Source organism: Caloramator proteoclasticus DSM 10124 (assembly GCF_900129265.1).
In the GTDB taxonomy this organism is placed as follows: domain Bacteria; phylum Bacillota; class Clostridia; order Clostridiales; family Caloramatoraceae; genus Thermobrachium; species Thermobrachium proteoclasticum.
Map to the genome: position 1 here is coordinate 1 of NZ_FQVG01000012.1, position 24,245 is coordinate 24,245.

Here is a 24,245-nt window from a genome sequence, read left to right on the forward strand (position 1 = left end):
AATACTTATATCAGGTATTTTAATGAAATAGTGAATTCTTTTGATATACCGTATACAAATGCTTGTACTGAAGGCTTTAATAACAAAATTAAAGTTATTAAAAGAAATGCCTTCGGCTTTAAAAACTTTGATAGGTTTAGAAATAGAATTCTTCATTGCTGTAATTAAAGTAAATTATAATACCAAATTTTAGAAAACCAACTCCCGTTGGTCTTTTTGTCCTGCAATTTTTTGCAGGGGACTCTCCCCCATCCAACCTATCTTTATAAAATCACTCTCAAACAAGAAAGGACAGGCATTCTAATTGAATACCCGCCCCAACAATTGACAAAGAGCCTTATGATTTTTATAATTAATCTTAAGGAGAGTGATATTATGTATGGAGCAGTAAGGGCAAAACTTGATAAAAATCCTACATTAGAAAATATGCTAATCTATGCAATTGAAGATGAATATCTTGCAAGAACAGAATATGAACTTGCCCTAAAGGCACTTGGAGATGAAAAACCCTTTAACAGCATTATAAATTCTGAAGTTCATCATATAAATTGGCTAAAGGAGCTGATGCAAAAGTACAATGTAGAAATTCCTGATGATAAATCTTTAGAATATCTTAAGGAACCCCTCTCTTTAGATGAGGCACTTGAATATGGAATACACGCAGAAATTGAAAACATAGATATGTACGAAAGGTTTTTATCCCTTGAAATACCAGATGATGTAAGAGGTGTGTTTAAAAAGTTAAGGGATGCATCAAAGGGTCACCTTTTAGTCCTTAAAAACAGAAAAGAAGCAAAACAAACAAATGCCTAATCCCTTTATCGGACTTTTTAGATAACCAAAGTGTTGCCTTTTTAAGGCAACACTTTATAATTTTATCACACTCAATACATCCTTTAGCTTGTTTGCTCCCTCAAGGTTTTGGTCTGAAATTTCCTTTACTCCATCAACTGCTGCAACTATATTTTGAGTCTTTGATGCAATATCTTCAGTTCCTATTGCACCTTCATTTACTGTCTTTGCCACATCGCTTATTGCCCTAACTATATCAGAAACTGCCTCTGTTGCTTCCTTTATCTGAATCTTTACCTCTTCCATATAGTTATATATAGTATCTGCATCCATATTATACTGTTCACCAACAACTATAAATGCATTATAGTCATTTGTAACCTTTTCCTCAATAAATCCAAGTATATCTTCACTGCTCTTTGCAAGGTTTTTAACCGATGCATTTACCATCTCAACAACCTTTTGTATATTTGCTGCAATTTTTGAGGATTCTTCTGCAAGCTTCCTTACTTCATCTGCAACAACAGCAAATCCACGTCCCGCCTCTCCAACACGTGCAGCCTCTATTGCTGCATTTAGAGCAAGCAGGTTTGTTTGGGATGTTATTGCAATTATTGCATCTGCAAGTTCATTTATCTTTTCTACCTTCTTTGATTCTTCTATTGCCTCTTCAAGGTCCCTTTTAACATTGCTATAAATATTTAGAGCATTTTCCTTTGAAGATTTTACATCTGCATTTATCATTAATGCTCTTTCCTTTATCTCCTCAGTGTAGCTTGTAACCTTCTCTACCTTTTCTCTAATCTGCTCTACATTTGCTAATATTGAATCTGAAGTTGCTGTTACTTCTTCTGTTGCAGCTGATGTTTCCTCCATTCCTGCTGCAAGTTCCTCCGTTGTTGCCATATTGTCTTCTGCCTCTGACTTTAGCATTTCAACAGTATTTGAAACCTTAAAGGCATTTTCCTTTATAACATCAGACACATCCACAATTTTGCCTACTATATCCCTTAATTGAACTCTTAAATTATCAACTGCATTTGCAATAATTCCAACTTCTCTTTATATTTTAAAAGGTCATCATATTCATTCTTATAGTTTAATTCAAATCTTGATGTTTCATCAATTAGCTTTACTACTTTCTTCAATGGACTTGTTATTCTTTCAACGAATAGATAACATAGTACTACTGCAATTAACCCTAAAACTGAAAAAATTAATACAAGTTTTCGTATTAGTGAATTTATTGGTGCTACAGCTTCTCCTTCATCAACTGTTGTTACAACAATCCATCCTGTCTTTTTTGAAAAATCATATCCTGCAATCTTTTTTGCTCCATTATACACATAATTTATTGTATCTCTCTCAACCTTTGCATTTGTATTAAGCTTTTCTATTAGTCCTTTAACAGCTTCATTTTCAACAGATTTACCTATTTTGTTTTTATCCTTATGGTATATCATTTTACCCTTTGTATCCACAAGATAAGTATATCCAGACTTTAATCCAGCAACTCCCTCATCCTTTAAATACTTCGAAAAGCTGCTGCATTTTACTGCACTTGCCACAAAACCCTTTATATATCCATCTATAAAAACTGGATATGTTACTGCAACTACTAATTCTCCAGTTGATTTTGAAGCAAGTACCTCGCTTATTACAGGCCTTTTTGTACTTATTGTATTCTTTGTGTATTGCCTGTCCTGTACACTTTTACCAATTAAATTTCTATCACTGTCTGCTAATATTGTACCATTTAAATCTACAAGAAATATATGTTCACTGTTTCCTACAGTTTCAACATAATTATCAAATACCTTATTTAAGGCCTCTACATCTCCTTGTCCCTGTAAAACTGCCTTAGCATCACCCGAGGAGGCAAGTCCGTGGAGTTCTGATACCTCTTTTTCTAAAATAGCATCTATTTTTTCTGCCTCTGATGATGAGATATTTAAAATTTCACCATTTAATCTTTTAATAAAGTAATCATAACACCCTTATAGGATAATAAGCCCATTATTACAATGCTTGTTACAAAAATTGATAGTACGAACAAGGATATTCGTTTTCCCATTGTCATTCTGCATTTCCTCCTTTGTATTTTTGTATATATTCTTTATCGTAACTTAACTTCAAAAACTTAACAAGCCTTTTACAAAATAAATATTATTTTTAGTTAATTTTTAAATGTTTTTATGTATTATTTTTACTTGTATAGTATAGTATTTACATTGTTTCTTTGACTTTAAGCTATACTTTTCTATATTTATACTTCATTTCTAATTATTTCACTTATATTATTTATATTTTAAATCAAAATATAAATAGAAGGGAGGCTGAGTTTATGGTTAGAAAAAGTAGAAAAGGTATTGTAGGCAAGGCTCTTCCTACTATGTCTAAAAGATACAGAATTGGTGAGGGAATTGATTTTATAAAGGAAAAGCTTAAAATGGAGGGAAGGATAGACGAAGATTAGAAGAAGTAGGATTTTGACTACTTCTTTAGATTGTTGCTAAACCTAATTTTAGCTAAAGTATGAAAAAGCCCTATGAAAGGATTTTAATGGGCTCTTTCATGAGCTTTAGCAATTCTTGTTTTTCAAACAAAGAAAAACTTAGAATGCTTAGCGAAATGAACCGATGCCCAAAAAATCCTTCATAGGGCTAAGCAATGTATAACTTTTTCAACAAATTGAAGTAGACGTTTCCCTATTTCTTTCATTTAGCATCTACCTCTAAAACTTTATAATAGTCACTTATTGTATAGTATAGCTTCTTTTGTTTTTCATCATACAGATATGAATTTATATATCCTATGTCTTCCACTACTGTTGACAGCTTATTGGTATTAATATTCAAACATTTTATTTTAAATTTTCCATTATCGTTGATTTCTATAAAAAATATTTTTTCATTTGATACAAGGCATCCATCAAAAAATAATAAATTGCTGTGTAATATGTTTTTTTCTTTAGTTTCAAAATTATAGACACATAGATTGTTCCCTTCAACATAATAAATATTTTTATCATTTATATATAAAATTTCTGATAAGTATACACCATCATTTTTAATCTCTTCTGTTTTGTTGGTTTTTATATCTAAAACCATAATTTTCGTTCCATTTGTTATACCATTTTCATTAGGGTAATAATATATTTTACCATTTCCTATATATAGTACCCAAGCATTCTCTAATAACCTTTCGATTTTATTATTGTATATTCTATATAAATTTGTTATTGAAAAGATATAAATCGTGTCTCCATCAACAAACATCCTATTAGTTAATATATTAGTTACCAAATTAGGAGTATTTGAATCTATATCAAAACTATATAGCTGACCCCCATAAAAAAACAAATTACCACCTACAGCTTTTAAATCCTTAACAAATATATTTTTCAAATTATTACTAATGAAAACTCTATCTCCATCATCAGAACCTAATTTATGCTCAATTAATTTAACATAATCTGAATAAAATAATTTGTTATTTGCTTTAACCATCCTATATCCCTGAAGTGTATCTATTTCTTTTTTGTCTGGATAATAAAAAAGAACAGGCTTTATACCAGGAAATTCGTATTTTTTCTTGTTTTTTATATCATATATATAGTCTTTATTACCCTCCACTATAAATTCAACATTGTTATAGGTTATTCCATTAACCTTTAGCTCCTCCCTTGGATTCTTACCTTCTAAGTCAACACTCATTAGGACTCTTTCAATTTCTCTGTTACTTAAACTATAATAATATACTCTTCCTTTTAAAATTTTAGATAATTCAATCCCTCTATTTTGATCTGCTATTTCCCAAAGCTTTTCAAATTTATTATTGAAGCAAACTATCTTAATGTTGCCAACTGATGTATAAAAATATCCATTGTAGTACATCAAATTTAAAATAGGATCCTGCAATCGATATGTTTTATAGGTTTTATCCTTTATATTCATTTCATATATATAACTACTTTCATCTGTAAAATAATAGTAGATAACATCTCCCATATATAAAAACTTATGAGGGTATATTTTTAAATCTATATTAGTTTTATTGGAAATATCATATAAAATTACATTTCTGTTTTCACTATTTAAATAGGCAATTTTATTATCAACAATTTGAAAATCTGCACAGTTGTCAAACAGTTTTTCTATAGATTTGTTTTTAGGATTCAACCTATATAATGTATCTTTAACATCCCTAAAATAAACAATGCCTTCATAGGGCTCAACTTGGTTTACCCAATTTTTTGTAATCATTTCTAATGTTTTATTCTTTGTATTGTAGGCATATAGGCAAAAATCCTCATATTTTAAGGCAGGTACAAAATATATAGTATCTCCTACAATAGCCTGATTTTTAGTGTAATTGGTATAAAAATCCTCTTGCTTTAAAATCCTTGTCCTTACCTGATAATTAAAGGTTTTTAACTTAGGTACAAAATAATCTTTTATGCCTTTGCTAAAGTAACTAAATAAAAATCCAACTAAAAGTATCCCTGCTAAGATATAATACATCCTCTCTATCTTCTTTCCTCGATTCTCCATTTTATCACCCCCAAGAATATTGTAACATATTATTCCATTTGTGTATATTTATATATCGTGTATAAAAATATTATAATTGCCCATACTCTTAATATATTAATATTAAGGGGGTAAATTCTGTGATAAAATTCTCTTTGTTTTTCATTATTAGTCTTTTTATATTTCAAATAATAAAATTTAAATTAGACGACCAAAGGATTAAACTGTGTCTAACATTAGTCCAGCTCTCACTTTTAGCAACCTTATTTATTAGTGCCTACATAATTTACAGTCAACATATTTTATTTGCAGTTAAATAGTCTATTTCCCAGGAAATCGTATTTACATATACTTTAAAATGATTTAGAATAAATTTAAGCTGTTTTCAAGGACCTCCAAAAATATAAACGGAGGTGTTTTTATGTCAATCCAAAATCATCCAGATTATAAACAGGAAGTACAATTTTTAAGCTTTATACTTGAATTTTTAAATAAATATCACAGTTCACTTCTTAAAACAAAAGATAGGTTAAACAAAGAGCTATCAAGTGGAGTAGGAGACCCTAAAGATGACAGCAGTGACCCCTACATCAGTATGATAATCAACACTCAGCTTTCCGATACAATAGAAGAGAAATTAAAAAAGATTGAGAACGCACATAAAAAACCCTATTTTGCAAGGGTTGACTTTACAGAAGAAGGTTCAAAAAATCGTGAAAAGCTTTATATTGGAAAGATGTCTGTGCTTGATGACAAAAACTACAAACCAATAATAATAGACTGGAGAGCACCAATTGCTAATCTTTATTATGAGGGACGTTTGGGTAGAGCCCATTACGACTGTCCTGATGGAAGAATTTATGGAGAAATTCATTTAAAAAGGCAGTATACAATTGATGATGGCAAACTTTTAAATATGTTTGATATTGATATAACAACAAACGATGAATTTTTACAGGCCTTCCTTGGTGCAAACGCAGATAATAGGTTGAAGGATATTGTTTCAACTATACAGGTTGAACAAAACAGGATAATAAGAGCAGATATGTGGAAACCACTAATTGTTCAAGGGGTTGCAGGAAGTGGTAAAACAACTATTGCTCTCCATAGAATTGCCTATCTTATTTACAACTATGACAAGGATTTTATTCCTGAAAACTATATGATTATTGCTCCAAATAAGCTCTTTTTAAATTATATATCTGATGTTTTACCCGAACTTGGAGTTAACAGAGTTAAACAAACTACCTTTGAAGAGTTTGCCTTTGAGGTTCTTGAAAAGAAGGTTAAGATTAAGGATGTAAACAGTAAACTTTCTAAATTAGTAGATATTGAGGATGAAAGAGAGAAGGAAATTATAATTGAAGCAACTAAATTTAAAACATCAAAGGAATTTATGGATACATTAAGTCTTTATCTGAAGCAAGTAGAACAGACTATTATACCTCAAAATTCCTTTAATGTTGGAAAGATAGAGCTATACTCCTATGAGGATATACAAGAGCTGTTTTTAAAGAATTATTCTGACCTTCCTTTTCAAAAAAGGTTAAATGAAATAAAAAAACATCTACAAAATAGAGCAAAACTTAAAAAGGATGAGTTAATTGAAAAATTACACAGGATTTGTGATTTAGAGGTTAATAAAATTAAATTAAATATTGAAGACACAGAGGAACGAAGAATTAAATTAACTGAAACATACAATAAACGCGACGAACTTATAGGTAAGGTAAACGATTTTGTAAAAAATGGTGCACAAAATTTTATAAGGGCAATAGAAATAAAATCACCCTTTGAGTACTATGATGAATTCATATTTAGCAATCTATTTAAAGAACAGGCACTTAAATATATAGACAAAGATGCCTATGAATATTTAATAGATTCGTATAGGGAAAATATTAGCTCTAATTTGTATGAATATGAAGATTTGGCTCCACTTCTTTTTATTAAATATACTACTTTAGGTCTTAGTGAAAAAATTAAGGTTAAACATATTGTAATCGATGAGGCACAGGATTTTAGTGTACTACAGCTGTATGTTTTAAAAAACATTATAAAAGATAGTTCCTTTACGATTCTTGGTGATTTAAACCAAGGAATACACTATTATCGTGGAGTTAGAGATTGGAATGAAATAAGGAGCATTGTATTTAATAATTCTGCCAATTACCTTACCCTTGAACAAACCTATAGAACAAGTATTGAGATTATGGAGGTTGCAAACAAGGTTATAAGCCATATTAAAGATACTCAGGTTCAAATTGGGAAACCTGTTATTCGACACGGTGAAAGGGTAAAAGTAAAAAAGTTAAACTCCTTAAAGGAAGTTGTAGAAAATATTTTTATAAAAATTCAAGAATTAGAGCAATCAAATATTAACACAATAGCTATCATTGGAAAAACACTAAGTGAATGTAAGGAAATTCATAAGCTTCTTAAAAAGAAGGGGTTGGACTTTAAACTAATAACAGGTAATGAAAAGGAATATTCTGTAAAGAGGGTTATTGTACCTTCGTATCTTTCAAAGGGACTCGAATTTGATGCCGTATTTATACCTAATGCCAACAGAGATTTATATAAGCAGAATGAACTTGATATAAAGCTTCTTTATGTAGCACTTACAAGACCTCTTCATAGATTATATATCTATTCAATAGGTGAAGTTTGTGATATGCTAAAGGATATAGAATGCAATGAGGGGGAAGGTATATGTTCTTTATAGGTATATTCGGAGTTGAAGGCAAAGAAGAACATATTGGAGATATAAATAGTAAAGTTTGCAAATTATGCGGGCAGTTTACCACATATAAAGTGTATAAAAGATACTCTTATTTTCACTTTTTCTTCATTAAGTTATTTAAATTTGATGAACATTACTTTGCTATCTCAAGATGCTGTAACAGAATATTTGAGATACCAAAGGAAGTTGGAAAAAAATATGAATTAAGAGAAATAAACGATATAGAGGATAAGGACTTAAGGGAGATATATAATCCCTATGCTGAAAAGGTATGTCCAAATTGCAAAAACTTAGTTAATCCTGATTATCCCTATTGCCCCTTCTGTGGTACAAGATTAAATTAACTTAAAAAAAATCACTTTTTAACATCCTCCCACATATAATGTACTAAAAAAGGGGGGATATTTTATGCCAGAGCTTTGGGGCATTGTAGCAGTATTGGCAATACTTGTTATATATTACTTTGCAAACAGAGAATATGCAAAAAAACTGGCTCTTGAATTTATGTTCTATGTTGAAAAGAAGGCTGAAGAACTTGCACTAACCGAGGGAAAGAAGAAATTCTACTACGTAGTTTCACAGTATGACAAGCTTCCTGCCTTCGTTAAGGCAGTTATTACCCCAGACCAATTTGCACAGATGGTGCAACAGCTTTTTGATGAAGCTATAAGTAGGTTAGATAATAAAAATGAATATATTGCACCTGATAAATAATTCATAAAGCCCCAAGAAAAACAATGTTTTCTTCAGGCTGTTCTAAAAGTTATATATTGATTAGCCCTATGAAGGATTTCTTGGGCATTCGTTCATTTTGCCAATTTGGAATCCATTCATAGGGCTTTTTCATAATTTAGCTAACAATTAGGTTTGTCAACAATCTAAAAAAAACAATGTTTTTTCTTAGGGATAATTCATACATAACTTTTTATATATACTAACCCAATATTGTAAACTACCCATACTTATAGAAAGATTAAAATATCCTATATTTTTTATAATTAGGTGTTGACAAATGTCATAATATATTATAAAATAATCTATGTCGAAGGGGTATAGCTCAATTGGTAGAGCAACGGTCTCCAAAACCGTAGGCTGTGGGTTCGATTCCTACTGCCCCTGCCATAAGGCCTAATCGTATGATTAGGCCTTATTTATTTTATATAAAAAGCAAAGGTGCAAAGCACCTTTGTTTTTTATACTTCAAACCTCTTTGCAAAGAGCTTTTCTGCCTCTTCCTTATCAACTGGTCTACTAAAAAGATATCCCTGCATATAGTCGCATCCCTTAGACTTTAGATAATTAAACTGTTCTCTGTCTTCAATACCTTCGACTACAACCTTTAAATTAAGTTGATGTGCTAAGAAGGTTATTCCATCTAAAACTTCCTTTTTCCCTTCCTTTGCAAACATCTTATCTATAAAGGATTTATCAAGCTTTATATAGTCTGCAGGTATAAAGGTTAAATAATTTAAGGAGGAATATCCTGTCCCGAAATCGTCTATTGCAATTTGAATTCCTACCTCTTTAAGCTGTTCTATTATTTTTATATTTCTCTCCTTATCCTCCATTAGTGCACTTTCTGTTATTTCTATCTTTAACAGACTTGGTTTAATGGAATATTTCTTTATTATTTCCTTTAAATTGCTTACAAAGCTCTCATCCCTTAGTTGAACCGCAGACAAATTAACTCCTATAGGTTTTACTTCTATCCCCTTATCTATCCACTCCTTTATTTGTCTCACAGCTTCTTCAATAACAAAGTATCCTATCTCCACAATAAGGCCTGTTTCTTCAGCAACTGGAATAAACTCTGCAGGAGATATGTTATAATTTTTTAATCTAATTAATGCCTCAAAGGCGTGTACCTCCCCCGTTTTAGAAGATACCTGTGGTTGATAAACCAGCTTAAAATCTTTATTCTTCAAACAATCCAAAAGAATCTTCTCTGTTTCTATCCTTTTCTCAAGTTCTTCAATCATTTCAGCACTGAAGAAAATATATCTATTTTTACCCTCTGACTTAGCCTTATACATAGCGGTATCTGCATTTTTAATTATATCATTTACATTGTCACCATCATCAGGAACAATTGCTATACCTATGCTTGTTGTTGTATATATGTTTTTCCCTATAACATCTATTCCTTCCTTTAGGTCGTGAATAATATTTTTTGCAAGTGCTTTGATTTCATTTAAATTTGAAAACTGCCTTAGAAGAATTAAAAATTCATCTCCTCCAAACCTCGCAACAAACACGTTATCATTTGCATATTTTTTTAATATAGATGCTACTTTTCTAAGAAGTGCATCTCCTTTATCGTGTCCTAAGGTGTCATTTACCTTTTTAAAATTGTCAAGGTCAAGTAGTAAAACAGCAAACTTTTTATTTTTATCTTTATCTTTTATTTCCTTCTCCAACTCCTCTATGAAATATCTTCTATTGGGCAAATCTGTTAGGGTGTCATAGAAGGCAAGATATTTTATATCTTCTTCGTATTCCTTTCGTTCTGTGATATCCATCATAGCACCAGATATTATTTTTTCGCCTTCTTTTTCTTTTATAACTCTTCCTTTAATATACATCCATCTTGTCACACCATATCCAGTGTTAACTCTTATTTCGCACTCTATACAAGTTCTTCTTCCTTCTATATGTTCTCTATAGGCTGAATACAATATTTTTCTATCTTCTTGCAAAACTATTTCATTTATCAAATCTCTTACTTTAATATCCTCAAAATCGTATCCTATAAGTATTTTAAACTGTTCTGATAAATATAATATATCATCCTTAGTACTCCACTCAAATATGCCATACTTACCAGCCTCAAGAGCTATCCTATACCTTTCTTCGCTAATCCTTAGCTGTTCCTCTGAATTCATTAAATTCTCATATTGTACTCTAAGCTCTTCTTCTGTTGCCGCAAGCTCCTCATATAAGGCCTCAAGCTCAGTATAGTTATTCTTTAATCTATTTATCATACTGTTATATGTCCTGCTTAAACTTCCAAACTCATCTTCACGGTTATAAATAAACTGCTGTTCTAATTCTCCCTCTTCTGTTGCCTTCATTGCATTCATAAGGTTAGTAAGTGGTGTTGTTATTGTATCTGAAAATCTAATTCCAAAACGTAGAGAAATAAATATAAAGGTTATAAGAAGAATCAACGATAAAAAAGTTATATTCCTTGATACTGATAAAATTTCACTTAAATCCTGAGCTACAACAATTATCCACCCTGTAGATTTCATATATTTTAAAGCCATATATTTTTTTGTGCCCCTATATTCATATATACCACTATATTCTTCTATTTTTTCTCCATTATTAATCCTATTTATTATATTATTTAAAAGGTCATTTTCTACCTTTGTTCCAATTCTATCTATATCAGGATGGTATAAAATTGTACCATTTAAATCCGAAATATAGGTATATCTGTTTTTACCAATCTCATAATTAAAGAATTTAAACCCTATTTCATCTATATCAAAATACGCACAATAAACACCTATTATATTATTATCAGAGACAACAGGCACGGCTACAAGAAGCTTTGAATCATACTTATCTGTATAAATTGGCTTCATATATACTCTATTTATATTAACATTTTTCATTATTTCGTAATTTAACCCTTCAGGAATATACTGCTTATCATCTGTATCTAACAATATCTCTCCTCTACTCCCTAAAATAACAGATCTATACTTTAATTTAGGCTTTAGAATAAAATTTCTAAATTCTGATAAATAACTCATACTCTCTATTTCGCTTTTATTTTTTATATACTCATACGCCTGATTTTTGCTTTTTTCATCCCTGTTTATTATAAAATCCTTTACTTTTTTGTTTTGTGCAATATCCTCTATTTCATTAGAAAACATACTCAATATTACAGAAATATTTTCAGCCTCAACTGTGACTACTTCATTTATTTTTGTTTTATTAATCTGTATAAGCTGTTCTGATGAATAGTAATAAATAGTTGCTGTTAAAACAATCAATGGTATTGACACAAGTAGTGCAATAAATAGCGGTAATTTTTTCTTTATATACACGGAGCTCCCTCCCTTTTTCTCCCTCTTCGCCTTAATATTATAACATTATTCATCATTAATTTATTATTTTCGACATTATTTTTATCGTTATTTTTTTGTAAAACTTAAATTGAATTTATTTACAAAAAAACTTCTTTGGAATCTTTCCAAAGAAGTTTTATGCAAAATTATTTAAAGAAAGCACTCTAATTTTGAAGTTATTATCAAAATAAATGATACACAAACCATTGAGCAAACTTTTATTGATATTATTTTAAATAACTCTTAAGTTTCATATTACCTACTTCATCATACTCAATTTTAATTGGCAAGGATAACTTATAGGATTTTTCGTTCAATTTAAAACCTTCATCATCACCAACATACCAGGATAAAAATACATCTTCTCCCTGTGGAGATTTAACTATTCTTCCAGTATACATCTCTTGTTCATTCCCAGACAAAACAATATTTTCAGATAATGGTCTAAACTCTCCTGATAGGCTATCTGAAACATAATACAAAACACCCGTTTGCGGTTCATCAGGATGAATCTCTTTAATATAATCTGGGCTATACCATTCTTTTTTTACTGCAAATATCATATACCATTTATCATTATGTTTATGAAGTGATGGCACCTCCATATCAGTAAAAATATGTGATGATGCAGCTGGAGGCATAACCTCCCAATTAATTAAATCCTTTGACCTTGCCCTTCCTATACAACCTCTATATTTTGGGTGTCCATTTTTATCTCTTGCAGTAAAAAATGCATAGTACATTTTTTCATCCTCATCATATACAACGAATGGGTCTCTACAACCTTCGTGTTTGTTATAGGCATCCTGCTGTTTTTCATAATATCTATCGTCGGCAACTATAATAGGATTTCCTCTATACTTCTCCCAATTTATTAAATCTTTAGATGTTGCCACTCCAATTCTTTGTGTGTGTCCTACATATCCATCATCTGCAATATCCCTTTTACATCTTGATGTATAGAACATATAGTAGGTATCATCCTTTTTAATAGTACATCCCGTCCAAATAGATACACTATCCCAATCATCTTCTAACTCCGATGCTTTAAGAACAGTTCCTTTATACTCCCAATTTACCAAATCCCTTGATACTGCATAACCAACTGTCGAATTTCTATGCCTACTGTGGGAGTCCTCATTTAATGGTGCTTCTAAGTGAAACAAGTGATATATTCCATTTTCTTCATATATCCAAAAATCCCATAAGAATTTCCCCTCTGGTGCATATAGTTTCATATTCATCACCTCTTTAATATCTCTAATACCTCATCTAATGTAGGTAGTGCAGACATTGCTCCTTTTTTAGATACTGCAAAGGCACCGCACACATTGGCTATCTTTGCAAAATATTTTATATCATCTAATGCTATATCTTCAAACCCTTTTTGGCAGCTTGAGATTGAATAGAGCATTCCAGAAACAAAAGCATCTCCAGCACCGGTTGTATCAACCACCTTTGTAGGAAAACCGTCTACTTTTTCTAACCTTCCTTTATAGTTTAATAAGACACCATCTTTCCCTAATGTTACAAGTATTAATGTTATACCATACTTTTCAAATTCTTTAATAGCTTCCTTTAAATCATTTCTACCTGTTATAAATCTTATCTCTTCATCTGATACCTTTAAAATATCAACATAATCTAATACTTCAAAAACAGTATTTTTAGCCCTTTCTTCACTTTCCCACAAATTCAATCTTAAATTTGGATCAAAGGATATATACATTCCCTTTTCCTTTGCAAGTTTTACTGCCTTTAGTGTAGCCTTCTTAGAGGTTTCATTTATCATTGATATGGTTCCAATGTGAAGTATTCTATATCCCTCAAACATCTCTTCTTTTATATCATCCTCCCTCAAAAGGCTATCTGCACTTGGGTTTACATAAAACTCAAAGCTTCTCTCTCCATTTTCATCCAATGTTACAAGCACAATACCTGTGTGTGCTTCATCTGTAAATATCATATTTTGGGTTGACACATTAAAGCTCTCTAAAACGCCCTTTAAATATCTACCTAAATTATCATTTCCAACCTTACCAATAAAACCTGACTTACCTCCAAGCCTTGAAACCCCAGCTGCAACGTTTGCTGGGGCTCCCCCTGGATTCTTTTTAAATGTCATATTATCATCTATAGATATGAAATCAATTAATACTTCTCCAAGTGTTACAACACCCTTCATTTTTTCACCCACTTTTAATATTATTCACTTATTATTCTTTATCTTCAAATCCTAATACATAGGTTGCAATAAATGCTGCAACAAACGCAATTACCATACCTATTATATAGTTTAGCATTGATGTAGTTTGAACGATAGCAGTACCTGGAATACCAGTTACACCAACAGCTGTCATAGCAACCTTTGTAACAACAACATATGCTCCTCCTAACGCTCCACCAATCGCAGCCGCTATAAATGGTTTCATAAGTTTTAAGTTAACTCCAAATATTGCAGCTTCTGTTATACCAAGTAAACAAGAGGTTGCTGCTGGAAGTGCAACAGACTTCATCTTAGCATTTTTTGTTTTAAAATATACTGCAAAGGCTGCTCCACCTTGTGCAACGTTTGCCATTGACCAAATTGGCAACAATAAGTTTGCCCCAACGTTTTTTATAAGTTCTGCTTCAATTGCGTGGAAACTGTGATGTATTCCTGTTATAACAATAGTTGAATATAATCCACCAAATATTAGTCCTGCTAATGCTCCAACGCTATTGTAAGCAAAATTTAATACAAAGGATATTCCTTCTCCAATAAGTCTACCTGCAGGCCCTATTACTGTTAATGAAATAAACCCTGTTATCATTATTGTTAAAAATGGAGTTAATAGTATATCTAAAACTTCTGGAACAATTTTTCTTATATTTCTTTCTACTATACCAAGTATCCATACAGCTATAAGGATAGGCAATACTGTTCCTTGATAACCAACCATTGCAACATTTAGTCCAAATACATTTATTGTCTTTTCAATTCCTCCACCAACTGTCCAAGCATTTTGTAGTGCAGGGTGAATAAGTATTCCTCCAAGGGCTGCTGCTAAAAATGGATTAGCACCAAATTCCTTCGCTGCACTAAAGGCAACTAATATGGGTAAAAATACAAAGGCAGCATTTGAAAACATATCTACCATTATGAATAATCCACTATCTGGATTTACTAAATTAAATGTTTTAAACATACCTAAAAGTCCCATTAAAAGTCCACTTGCAACTATTGCTGGTATAATGGGTACAAATATATTTGATAATATTCTTGCAAGCTTTTGAACTGGATTCATTTTTTGCATAGCATCCTTCTTTAAATCACTTGTGGATGCCTCTTTAATATCTGCTATTTTTACAAATTCCTTGTAAACTTTGTTTACAAAACCTTGTCCCAAAATTATTTGAAATTGTCCTGTGTTGGAAAATACTCCTTTAACCTCATCAAGTCTCTCAAGTTCCTCAATGTTTGCCTTAGATTCATCCTTTAAAACCATTCTAAGTCTTGTAGCACAATGTGCTGCACTTATTATATTATCTTTTCCACCCACAAGTTCAACAATCCTTTTAGCTATTTCTCTATGTTCCATAAAACTACCTCCTTTATTTTTTTTACAATTTAAATTAGTCCCGGGCACTAACTTAAATTGTTATAAACAAAAAAGACCCAAAGCACCAGTAGAATACCACTACTGTTACTTTGGGTCTTGCCTGCATCACCAGTAACAATCCCTAAATATTTATTTGTATTTTCATAATATATAATTTTTTTTATATTGTCAAGCAAAATTTATAATTCTTTGTATGTGGAGAGAAATATATGCTAATTCTTGATCTGGAACAGAGTATTCATACTCATCATATATATGCTGCTGTATTTGTTTTGCAATATTATATGCCCTCCAATATTTTGTTTTTATTACTTCAAACAATTCCTCATCTATATCAAAGGTTTTCTCTTTTTTAATGATTCTTTTCAATGCAAAATGAAAATGAGTCTTTAATCTCTGATATGATATTGACTGTTCATCTATTTTTATATTAAGATTTGTTTCTATTATATTTGTCATATCCTTAATAATAGAAGCAATATCCATTGTTATTGTAATATCTTTATAGTTATTCTTTGCTGTATGAATGTGTAATGCAATGAAACCTATTTCATCTTCTGGAATTTCAATATTTAGTTTTTGTTTAATATACTCCTTTGCCCAAATACCAATTTTAAATTCATCAAAATAAAGGGACCTTATCTCCTCAAGAAGCTTATTTTTTACAATTATTCCTTTTTTAAATCTTTCAAAGGCAAATGCTAAGTGATCTGTTAAGGCAATATATATATGTGGATTAAGTTCTACATTTAATTTATTTTCAGCATAACGAATAATATTTTCAGCAACATCTACATATTCTTGAGGAAAGCTCTTTACTATCTCTTCAAACTTTTCATATTCACTCTTATCTTCCATAACAAACACTTTTTCTATTTTACTCTTATCAACTATATCATTTATTTTCTTTTGAAAACCAATTCCTGAACCTATAACAATTTTTTCTACTCCCTTATCACTTACAAGGAGAGTATTGTTATTTAGAATCTTTTTGATTTTCATTTTATCCTCCTATTTTTCATTTGTATTATAAAACAATTATATCACATATCAAATTTATATTTGTCAATATTTTTTTATACTCCCCTTTTTATACTCTTTTTTTCATCACAGTATATCCTGTATTCTTTTCCTCCAAATTGTGTCTTTAAAATAACTGGATGTCCCCAAAGTTCAACAAGATGCTTCAATGTGGCCTCTGCATATTCAAGGAGAAGTTCACGTCCATCGTATATATGCTCTAAAATTAAAGTTCTATCCCTTTCAACATCAGTAACCTGTATATATGGTACAAGTCCCATTCCACAGTTATTACTTAAGGTATCTCTAATCTCCTTCCATCCCTCATCATCCGATACCTCTTTAATTATATATTCACTATCTCTTTTTACATATTCAAAAAGATTCATCTCTTGACAAAGCTCAAGTGTTAAATATCTTCTAATAAAAGAGGAGTCTCTATCTACATCCCTAACCTCAAATATTTTTTTAATCCCGTATCTTCTCTCTAAATCTTCAAATATCTTGTATCCAACATAATATGGGTTTAGTCCCCCAAGATGAGGTGCCACTACATCATTGTGCCTTTTTATAAACTCAAGATAGAGTCCCTGAGGAAGGTCCAATTCCTTCAATATTTTATAATGCCAAAAACTTGCCCATCCTTCATTCATTATTTTGGTTTCAATCTGTGGTATAAAGTATAGGGCCTCTTCTCTTATCATTTCAACGATTGTTTTTTTGTAATCCTCTATATCGCTATATTTAATTATAAATAAAAGCAAATCCTCCTCAGGTAACTTATATTTAGAATCTTGCGTTTCCTCATCCTTCCCATTATAAATTGTCCTTTTAACTTGAAGTTTAAGGGCGTGGGCCGCATCTATAACCCTTTCAACTTCATCATAACCTATTGATGGATCCTTTATATACTCTCGAATTAAATTCGCGTGCCTTTTAAACATATCAATTGTATAATCTGCATTTGTTCCTTCCTTAAACAGTCTATTATTTTTAAAGAAATCATTATGGGCATAAATGTGTGCCATAGTTAAAATTTGAAGGAGAAGAGTATTCTCCTTCATTAGATAGGCAAGACAAGGATTTGAATTTATTACCATCTCATAGGGAAGTCCTGTTAAATTGTATCTATATAAAGTTTTTGTTCTTTCATAAGCCTTTCCAAAACTCCAGTGGGGATATCTTGATGGCATTCCTATATATGCTTCATAGGAGAGCATTTCTTCATAGCTTACTATTTCAAACTCCTGCTCATAGAAGTTTAGTCCAAAATCCTTTGCTATCTTCTCTATCTTATCGTTCCAATACATTAACTCCTTTATTGAATAATCCATCAATATCCCCCCTTCTGCTTCTTTTTGAGCATTGTTTTCAAGCCGTCCCACAACTCATTTTTATGGCTAACAGAAACTGCAATAAAGTTTTTATCCTTAATCTCCTTTGTGAGTTTTCCTTTTATAGTCATACTGTAGCTGTTTGGCATAACCTCTGCATAGGCAAAGAGGTTGCAGACTCTACAAAGTTCCTTTGCTGATTTTATAGTCCTTTCATCATCCTCACTCCAATTATCCCCATCACTAACATAGAAGGCATATACATTCCAATTTTCTGGATTAAACCTTGTATTTATTATTTCGAGTGCCTTGTTAAGACCACTTGAAATATAGGTTCCTCCAGATTCAACCCTATGGAAAAATTGATATTCATTAACCTCCTCTGCCGTTGTCGTGTGGGCTACAAAGGCCACCTGAACGTTTTTATACTTCTTTCTTATAAATCTTGAAAGGATATAGAAGAAGGATCTTGCCATAAACTTTTTAGTATTATCCATAGAACCTGAAATATCCATAATACATATAATTGCTGCATTGCTCTCCCTTCTGAACTTCTTTTTAATCCTAAAATATCTCAAATCATCCTCAACAAATGGGAATCTTTCAATGTCAACAGGTAGGTTCATCTCCCTTAAGGCTCTTTTCCTTGCCTGTTTTCTTTTTATCTTCTCCATAACAGTTTTTTTCTTTGCAAGCCTTGGCCTTATTCCGTATTTTTGGTATCCATCCCTCTTCTTGCTGCTTTCAACTAATATCTCAGATGTCTTTTTCCTATCCATATCAGGAAGCTCTAAATCCTCAAACAGATAATCAAGTATATCATCTATTGTTATTTCAAGTTCATACATCTCTTCTCCCTCTTGATTTCCTGCCCCTTGCTGTCCCATCCCCTGCTTCTTTTCACTTCCTATTCTATCTCCTCTTTTTTCCGTACCATCACCTGAAGCAACACCCTTTGTATTTTTTCCATATATAAACTGATATTCCTTAAGCCCCCTGATTGGAATTTTTACCTTTTTGTTTTTACTCTCACCTATTATACTCTCCTCAGACAATATATCTGCAAGGTTATCCTTTATTGCCTTCTCAACAAGTTTTTTATGCCTTCTTCTATCCTCTATGGAACGGTCGTGCTCAACAGGATCCGAATGCATATCACGAAAAATAGCCATACACATCAATCCTTCCATAGATTATTTGCTGCATATTTTAATATAACATCACAACAGTGGTCGCAGTAGCCATCCTCCTTCATCTTTTCTACCATTGCATTGTATTTTGCATCCTGTTCCTTATCTCTAACCTTAGATTTTGTTATTATTCTTGTTAAATCTTTTACAGAAGCTATAAGTTTCTTTTCAATTGCCTCCTTTAGTGGTTCATAACTGGTATAATCTATCTTTCCACCATTTCTCATAACATAGAACATATAGGATGTAACGTCAGTTCTAAATCCCTTTGCGGAGTTTGGAGAAATGCCTATCTGTTCCTCTATTGACCTCATAAAGGCTTCATCTGGATTTAGTTCTTCACCAGTTGCCTTATCCTTTATCTTTGTTTTGTTAACATATGCCTCAGCATTATCTATATAATTATTAAATAGACTTTCTGCCTGCTCTCTAAATCCGTGAATAAATGCCTTTGTTATCTCCTTCTCTAAAATCTTATTGTATTCTTTTCTTATTGTATCCTGTATATATGCAGTATACTTTTTCTTTTCATCTTCACTAACATCAAGTTCTCTTACAGACTTTAATATGCTCTCCATTACACTCAATGGGTTTATACAATCATATTCAGAGCTTGAGAGAGCATTATCTATTGCCTTAACTATAAATCTTGTTGATATTCCAGTCATTCCCTCCCTTGGGCCTGCCTCCTCCTTTAGTTCCTTTATATCTATCTTCTTTGTTGTTCCATTTTCTAATATATCCTCACCGTTATATAGTTTAAGCTTTGTCATCATATCCACCTTATTAGAAGGTGTCAGCCTTGAAAGAATAGCAAACATTGCTGCAACTTCAATTGTATGTGGAGCTATATGGGCCTTAAAATTACTCTTTTTCAATATCTTTTCATAAATCTTAACTTCCTCATTTAACTCTAAGCAGTATGGAACCTCTATTTTAACTATTCTATCAAGGATAGCCTCATTAGTATGGTCTGACTTAAACTTATTCCATTCAGCCTCATTGGAGTGGGCTATTATAATTCCATCAAAGTAAATCATAGGTCCTTTACCCGGTGATGGAATTGATTTTTCTTGAGTTGCTGTTATTATTGTGTGTAGATATTCCACATCATTTTTAAATACCTCAATAAACTCAACAATTCCTCTATTTCCAACATTAAAGGCACCATTTAATGAAAGTATTCTTGGATCATCTTCTGGGTATAAATCCATCTTCGATATGTCTATTGAACCTGTTAAAACGGATGTGTCTTGATTATTGGGATCTACTGGTGGTACAACTCCTATTCCCTTTCTTGATCTAATTGAAAAATTAGTTGTAATAACTGGGAACTTTTCATACTCCCCATTATATTCATTCATAAGCCTATATTTGCATATTGGACATAGATCTCCCTCTATTTGAACATTTAGCAATTTTTCAAATTCAGGTCTTAAGTGATTTGGAACTAAGTGAAGTGGCTCTTCCCTCATTGGGCATCCCTTTAGTGCATAAATTGGAGGTGACTGTTCAAGTGCCCTTTTTAGTGCTTCAACGATAGATGATTTACCAGCACCAACAGGGCCAACAAGATATAAAACCTGCCTTGATTCTTCTCCCTTCATCGAGGCAGAATAGAAGTAGTTTACTATCTTCATTAGAACCTTATCAATTCCAAAGAATTCATCCTTAAAGAAGTTGTATTTTTTAATCACTTCATTTCCATATATCTTTCTAACCCTTGGATTTTCCTCTGGCTTTAAAACTTCGTATCCTTTATTAACTATTATGTCGTACATTCTTTTATGAGATAGCTTTGCAACTTCTGGATTATTCTTTAATATTTCAAGATAATCTAAAAAAGTACCTTCAAACTTTTCTTTACTCTTTTTTTCTCTATCACTCTTAATTAGCTGATTAAAGTCCATATTACCCTCCAATTTCCCTTCTATTTTATTACTATAATATGGGGGGATTTTTTAAATTATGATGAAAAAATAAAGTATTATATTTATTGACCACGTGGTCAAAATAGATTACAATTGAATTAAGAATATTGACCATATGGTCAAGGGAGGTATAGATATGTCAATTAAGTTCAAAAATGTTACTAAAGAATATAAAACTGGAACTAATTCATTTTATGCTCTAAAGAATGTATCCTTTAAGGCAAATGAAGGAGAGATTGTTGCTATATTAGGTCCCTCTGGTTCTGGTAAATCAACTCTTCTTAACATCTTGGGTGAAATTGACAGAGCAACTGATGGTGAAATTATGTTTGGGGATTTAAATGTTAGCAAACTATCTGATAAGGAACTCACAAAATACAGGCGTAATAACGTAGGATTTGTTTTTCAATTTTATAATCTTATACCTAATTTAACCGCCTTTGAAAATATTGAGGTTGCTGCTGAACTTACTAAAAGCCCCCTTAAAATAGAAGAAGTTTTAGAGGCTGTTGGTATGCTACAGAATAAAAACAAATTTCCTCAACAGTTAAGTGGTGGTGAACAGCAGAGAATATCCATTGCAAGGGCAATTATTAAAAATCCAAAACTGCTACTTTGTGATGAACCTACAGGTGCCCTTGATTACAATACATCAAAGGAAGTATTAGAATTGCTTGATAAAATAAATAAAATGTACGGTACAACTATATTTATTGTAACCCACAATACAAGCATTGCATCTATGTGCCATAGAATAATAAAGTTAAGAAGTGGCCAAATAACCGATGTTAAATTGAATAAAGAAAGAATCTCCCCTAAGGAGGTAGAATGGTAATGATTTTAAATAAACGTATTAAACGTGTTCTTTTTCAGAACAAAATGCAGTATATTGGACTTATTTTTTTAGTTGCACTATCAATCTCCTTATACTCTATATTTGGTAGTTTGGCATCTAATTTTAATGAAGCAACAGATACCTACAACAATAAAACAAATATCGAAGATGCAAAATTTTTAACCCTGAAGGAAGTAGATATTAATAAAATAGAAGATATGTTTAATGTCTCATTAGAGAAAAGATATGAGGTAGATGTTGATTTTAAGGAGTCAACTATTAGATTAATAGAACTTAGTAGCGAAATAAATAAGCCACTTATAATTGAAGGAAGAATGATTAAAGAGGGTGAAATTGCATTAAACCCTGCCTACGCAAAGGCAAACAGAATTAAAATTGGAGATGTAATAAGTTTAGGGGGATATGAATATTTGGTTTCTGGTTTTGTATCAATTCCTGATTATATTTATCCAACTAAATCACTTACCGATTTAATGGCAGATCCAACTAAATTCGGTGTTGCAATTGTAACTTCAAAGGACATAAAAAAATATGGCGATTTGACTTATTTCTACAGCATCAAAGGAGATATAAGTAATGCAAAGAAATATATAGATAGTGAATATAAAATACTTATGTGGCAGGATATAAAGGATAATTTAAGATACACATTAGCAAAAAAGAAAATTGAACAGCTTCCTCAGCTTGCGGTTAAAATACCTCTTTTATTCTTAAGTTTGACCTTTATACTCCTTTTTGTTCTGTTAAAAAGAATAATTAAACTTGAAATAAAGGAAATAGGAACACTCTATGCCCTTGGATATACTAAATCTGAAATTCAGAGACATTATCTATTTTATCCAATTATAATATCTATATTTGGTACAATACTTGGAACACTTTTTACTATTCTTTTACAAAAACCACTGACAGACTACTATGTTTTCTACTTTAATATTCCTGTAAGTCCAAATGTTAAATATAACTTTCTTTTATATGGACTACTTGAATCTGTTTTAATTCTTTCTTTGTCTGCCTATGTTGCATCGGCAAAACTTTTAAAGTATTCACCTACTACTCTTTTAAGAGGGAAGGTAGAAAAGGATAAAATACCAATCTTTGCAAATATTAATCTAAGTAGATTTAAGTTTAAGAATAAGAGAATCATTGAGGGGATTTTCAAAAATTATGCTTCTTATATTTGGTATATTTACAGCATCAACACTTCTTCTTGTTGGCTTTGCTGCAAAGGGTTCAGTAGACGCATTGATTAATAAATCTATTAAAGGAACATTTAAGTATAAATATAGCTATATTTTAAAGGAAAATATAAATAAAAATGAAATAAATGCTGAAGGATTTAAGATAGCATATTTTAAGAACGAAGAAACAAACGATAATATAATAATCTACGGGCTTGAAGAAGAGCCAAAACATATAAAGCTCACAAAGGGTAAAAACGAAGTTAAAGTTGATAAGGTTTATATAACAAGTTCTTTATATGATAAGTTTAATAAGAAAAGTTCTGTGAAGCTTATTAATCTATTCAACAATAAAACAATAGATATTCATATTGACGATGTGGTGGATGTATATACTGGAAACGTTATTTATATGCCCCTCCAAATGCTAAACCAGATTTTAAATGAAGATAAAGAGAGCATAAATGGAATTTACTCAGATACAAAACTTAATATTGATGATAATAAGATATTAAAAATTGAAAGCATTGAAGAGATATTAAAATCCTTTGACGTAGCCCTTGAACCTGTAAAATATATGCTAATTGCTATGGGAGTATTATCCTTTATAATTGCCTTGATAGTAGTATATATTGTTACATCTTTAATAATTGAAGAAAATAAACACTCTATCTCACTTTTAAAGATTTTAGGATATAACGAAGGAGAAATAAATTCACTTATGCTTTCATTTATGTTTATACCAAGTTTAATAGGTTATATAATTTCTATACCTTTTGTAAAGGGATTCTTAAGTTCTATTTTAAATACCTCTTTAAAGGATATGAATTTAGCAATGCCTATAGAAATAGACCCAATGTATTCAATTTTAGGATATGCTATAATCTATATTGTACTTTTGATTTCTAAGTTTATTTCAAGAAAGAGGATATTTAATGTGTCTATGGTTGACATCCTTAAACTACAGAAGGATTAAAGACAA

General features: G+C 31.1%; 20 protein-coding genes and 1 tRNA gene. 10 read left to right on the top strand and 11 right to left on the bottom strand.

Translation table 11 applies throughout. From position 1 onward, the window contains the following. The first annotated feature begins 9 nt into the window (after window positions 1–9). Complete coding sequence (locus tag BUB63_RS13835) at window positions 10–168, top strand: transposase (RefSeq protein ID WP_423230480.1); 159 nt, start codon at window positions 10–12, stop codon at window positions 166–168. Between the two features lie 207 nt (window positions 169–375). Beyond that, window positions 376–813, top strand: a complete 438-nt coding sequence (locus tag BUB63_RS04325; protein ID WP_051350711.1) for a ferritin-like domain-containing protein — start codon at window positions 376–378, stop codon at window positions 811–813. Window positions 814–867: 54 nt separating this feature from the next. Here the strand turns inward: BUB63_RS04325 and BUB63_RS04330 are convergent, their stop codons facing one another. Then, window positions 868–1,782: a methyl-accepting chemotaxis protein gene (locus BUB63_RS04330; protein WP_073248072.1), complete on the bottom strand. Its 915-nt coding sequence runs from the start codon at window positions 1,780–1,782 to the stop codon at window positions 868–870. Window positions 1,783–1,814: 32 nt separating this feature from the next. Then, window positions 1,815–2,771: a PDC sensor domain-containing protein gene (locus BUB63_RS13200; RefSeq protein ID WP_084106508.1), complete on the bottom strand. Its 957-nt coding sequence runs from the start codon at window positions 2,769–2,771 to the stop codon at window positions 1,815–1,817. 365 nt (window positions 2,772–3,136) lie between these two features. Between BUB63_RS13200 and BUB63_RS13980 the strand changes: the two genes are divergently transcribed. Next, window positions 3,137–3,268 (top strand): hypothetical protein, encoded by a 132-nt coding sequence (locus tag BUB63_RS13980; protein ID WP_278298321.1) that lies wholly within the window; start codon window positions 3,137–3,139, stop codon window positions 3,266–3,268. Between the two features lie 241 nt (window positions 3,269–3,509). On the opposite strand, the gene BUB63_RS04340 is transcribed toward BUB63_RS13980, so the two are convergent. Further along, the gene (locus tag BUB63_RS04340; protein ID WP_073248074.1) at window positions 3,510–5,345 is read right to left on the bottom strand and encodes a DUF5050 domain-containing protein; all 1,836 of its coding nucleotides are present in this window, start codon (window positions 5,343–5,345) and stop codon (window positions 3,510–3,512) included. Window positions 5,346–5,745: 400 nt separating this feature from the next. Here BUB63_RS04340 and helD point away from each other — a divergent pair, with 400 nt between their 5' ends. The 4 genes from helD (at window position 5,746) to BUB63_RS04365 (ending at window position 9,189) form a co-directional block, all read left to right on the top strand. Beyond that, window positions 5,746–8,049, top strand: coding sequence for an RNA polymerase recycling motor HelD (helD, locus tag BUB63_RS04350; protein ID WP_073248076.1), 2,304 nt, complete (start codon window positions 5,746–5,748; stop codon window positions 8,047–8,049). Further along, the gene (locus tag BUB63_RS04355) at window positions 8,037–8,411 is read left to right on the top strand and encodes a zinc ribbon domain-containing protein (protein WP_073248077.1); all 375 of its coding nucleotides are present in this window, start codon (window positions 8,037–8,039) and stop codon (window positions 8,409–8,411) included. The genes helD and BUB63_RS04355 overlap by 13 nt, the downstream gene beginning before the upstream one ends. 64 nt (window positions 8,412–8,475) lie before the next feature. Then, window positions 8,476–8,781 (top strand): hypothetical protein, encoded by a 306-nt coding sequence (locus BUB63_RS04360; protein ID WP_073248078.1) that lies wholly within the window; start codon window positions 8,476–8,478, stop codon window positions 8,779–8,781. A 332-nt stretch (window positions 8,782–9,113) separates the two neighbouring features. Further along, window positions 9,114–9,189 (top strand) — tRNA-Trp (locus BUB63_RS04365). Window positions 9,190–9,260: 71 nt separating this feature from the next. Here the strand turns inward: BUB63_RS04365 and BUB63_RS04370 are convergent. The 8 genes from BUB63_RS04370 to BUB63_RS04405 all read right to left on the bottom strand — a co-directional run bounded on the left by BUB63_RS04370 (window position 9,261) and on the right by BUB63_RS04405 (window position 21,205). Beyond that, window positions 9,261–12,128 (bottom strand): EAL domain-containing protein, encoded by a 2,868-nt coding sequence (locus tag BUB63_RS04370; RefSeq protein WP_073248079.1) that lies wholly within the window; start codon window positions 12,126–12,128, stop codon window positions 9,261–9,263. Window positions 12,129–12,376: 248 nt separating this feature from the next. Beyond that, window positions 12,377–13,387, bottom strand: a complete 1,011-nt coding sequence (locus BUB63_RS04375; protein WP_073248080.1) for a glycoside hydrolase family 68 protein — start codon at window positions 13,385–13,387, stop codon at window positions 12,377–12,379. Window positions 13,388–13,392: 5 nt separating this feature from the next. After that, window positions 13,393–14,334 carry an aminoimidazole riboside kinase gene (locus tag BUB63_RS04380; RefSeq protein WP_073248081.1) on the bottom strand — a complete coding sequence of 314 codons (942 nt, stop codon included), beginning with the start codon at window positions 14,332–14,334 and terminating at the stop codon, window positions 13,393–13,395. 31 nt (window positions 14,335–14,365) lie between these two features. After that, window positions 14,366–15,730, bottom strand: a complete 1,365-nt coding sequence (locus BUB63_RS04385) for a sucrose-specific PTS transporter subunit IIBC (RefSeq protein ID WP_073248082.1) — start codon at window positions 15,728–15,730, stop codon at window positions 14,366–14,368. 189 nt (window positions 15,731–15,919) lie between these two features. Further along, the gene (locus BUB63_RS04390) at window positions 15,920–16,753 is read right to left on the bottom strand and encodes a PRD domain-containing protein (protein ID WP_073248083.1); all 834 of its coding nucleotides are present in this window, start codon (window positions 16,751–16,753) and stop codon (window positions 15,920–15,922) included. Between the two features lie 74 nt (window positions 16,754–16,827). Continuing rightward, window positions 16,828–18,105: a SpoVR family protein gene (locus BUB63_RS04395; protein ID WP_073248084.1), complete on the bottom strand. Its 1,278-nt coding sequence runs from the start codon at window positions 18,103–18,105 to the stop codon at window positions 16,828–16,830. Then, window positions 18,105–19,277: a sporulation protein YhbH gene (gene yhbH, locus BUB63_RS04400; RefSeq protein ID WP_073248107.1), complete on the bottom strand. Its 1,173-nt coding sequence runs from the start codon at window positions 19,275–19,277 to the stop codon at window positions 18,105–18,107. Before yhbH ends, BUB63_RS04395 begins: the two co-directional genes overlap by 1 nt. A 5-nt stretch (window positions 19,278–19,282) precedes the next feature. Further along, window positions 19,283–21,205, bottom strand: a complete 1,923-nt coding sequence (locus BUB63_RS04405) for a PrkA family serine protein kinase (protein ID WP_073248085.1) — start codon at window positions 21,203–21,205, stop codon at window positions 19,283–19,285. A 157-nt stretch (window positions 21,206–21,362) separates the two neighbouring features. Between BUB63_RS04405 and BUB63_RS04410 the strand changes: the two genes are divergently transcribed. From BUB63_RS04410 to BUB63_RS13210, 3 genes are read left to right on the top strand one after another with little or no spacing between them, the layout of a single operon-like run. Further along, window positions 21,363–22,061: an ABC transporter ATP-binding protein gene (locus BUB63_RS04410; protein ID WP_073248086.1), complete on the top strand. Its 699-nt coding sequence runs from the start codon at window positions 21,363–21,365 to the stop codon at window positions 22,059–22,061. Continuing rightward, window positions 22,055–23,335 carry an ABC transporter permease gene (locus tag BUB63_RS13205; protein ID WP_084106512.1) on the top strand — a complete coding sequence of 427 codons (1,281 nt, stop codon included), beginning with the start codon at window positions 22,055–22,057 and terminating at the stop codon, window positions 23,333–23,335. Before BUB63_RS04410 ends, BUB63_RS13205 begins: the two co-directional genes overlap by 7 nt. After that, complete coding sequence (locus BUB63_RS13210) at window positions 23,250–24,239, top strand: ABC transporter permease (protein ID WP_084106514.1); 990 nt, start codon at window positions 23,250–23,252, stop codon at window positions 24,237–24,239. Before BUB63_RS13205 ends, BUB63_RS13210 begins: the two co-directional genes overlap by 86 nt. Window positions 24,240–24,245 lie beyond the last annotated feature (6 nt).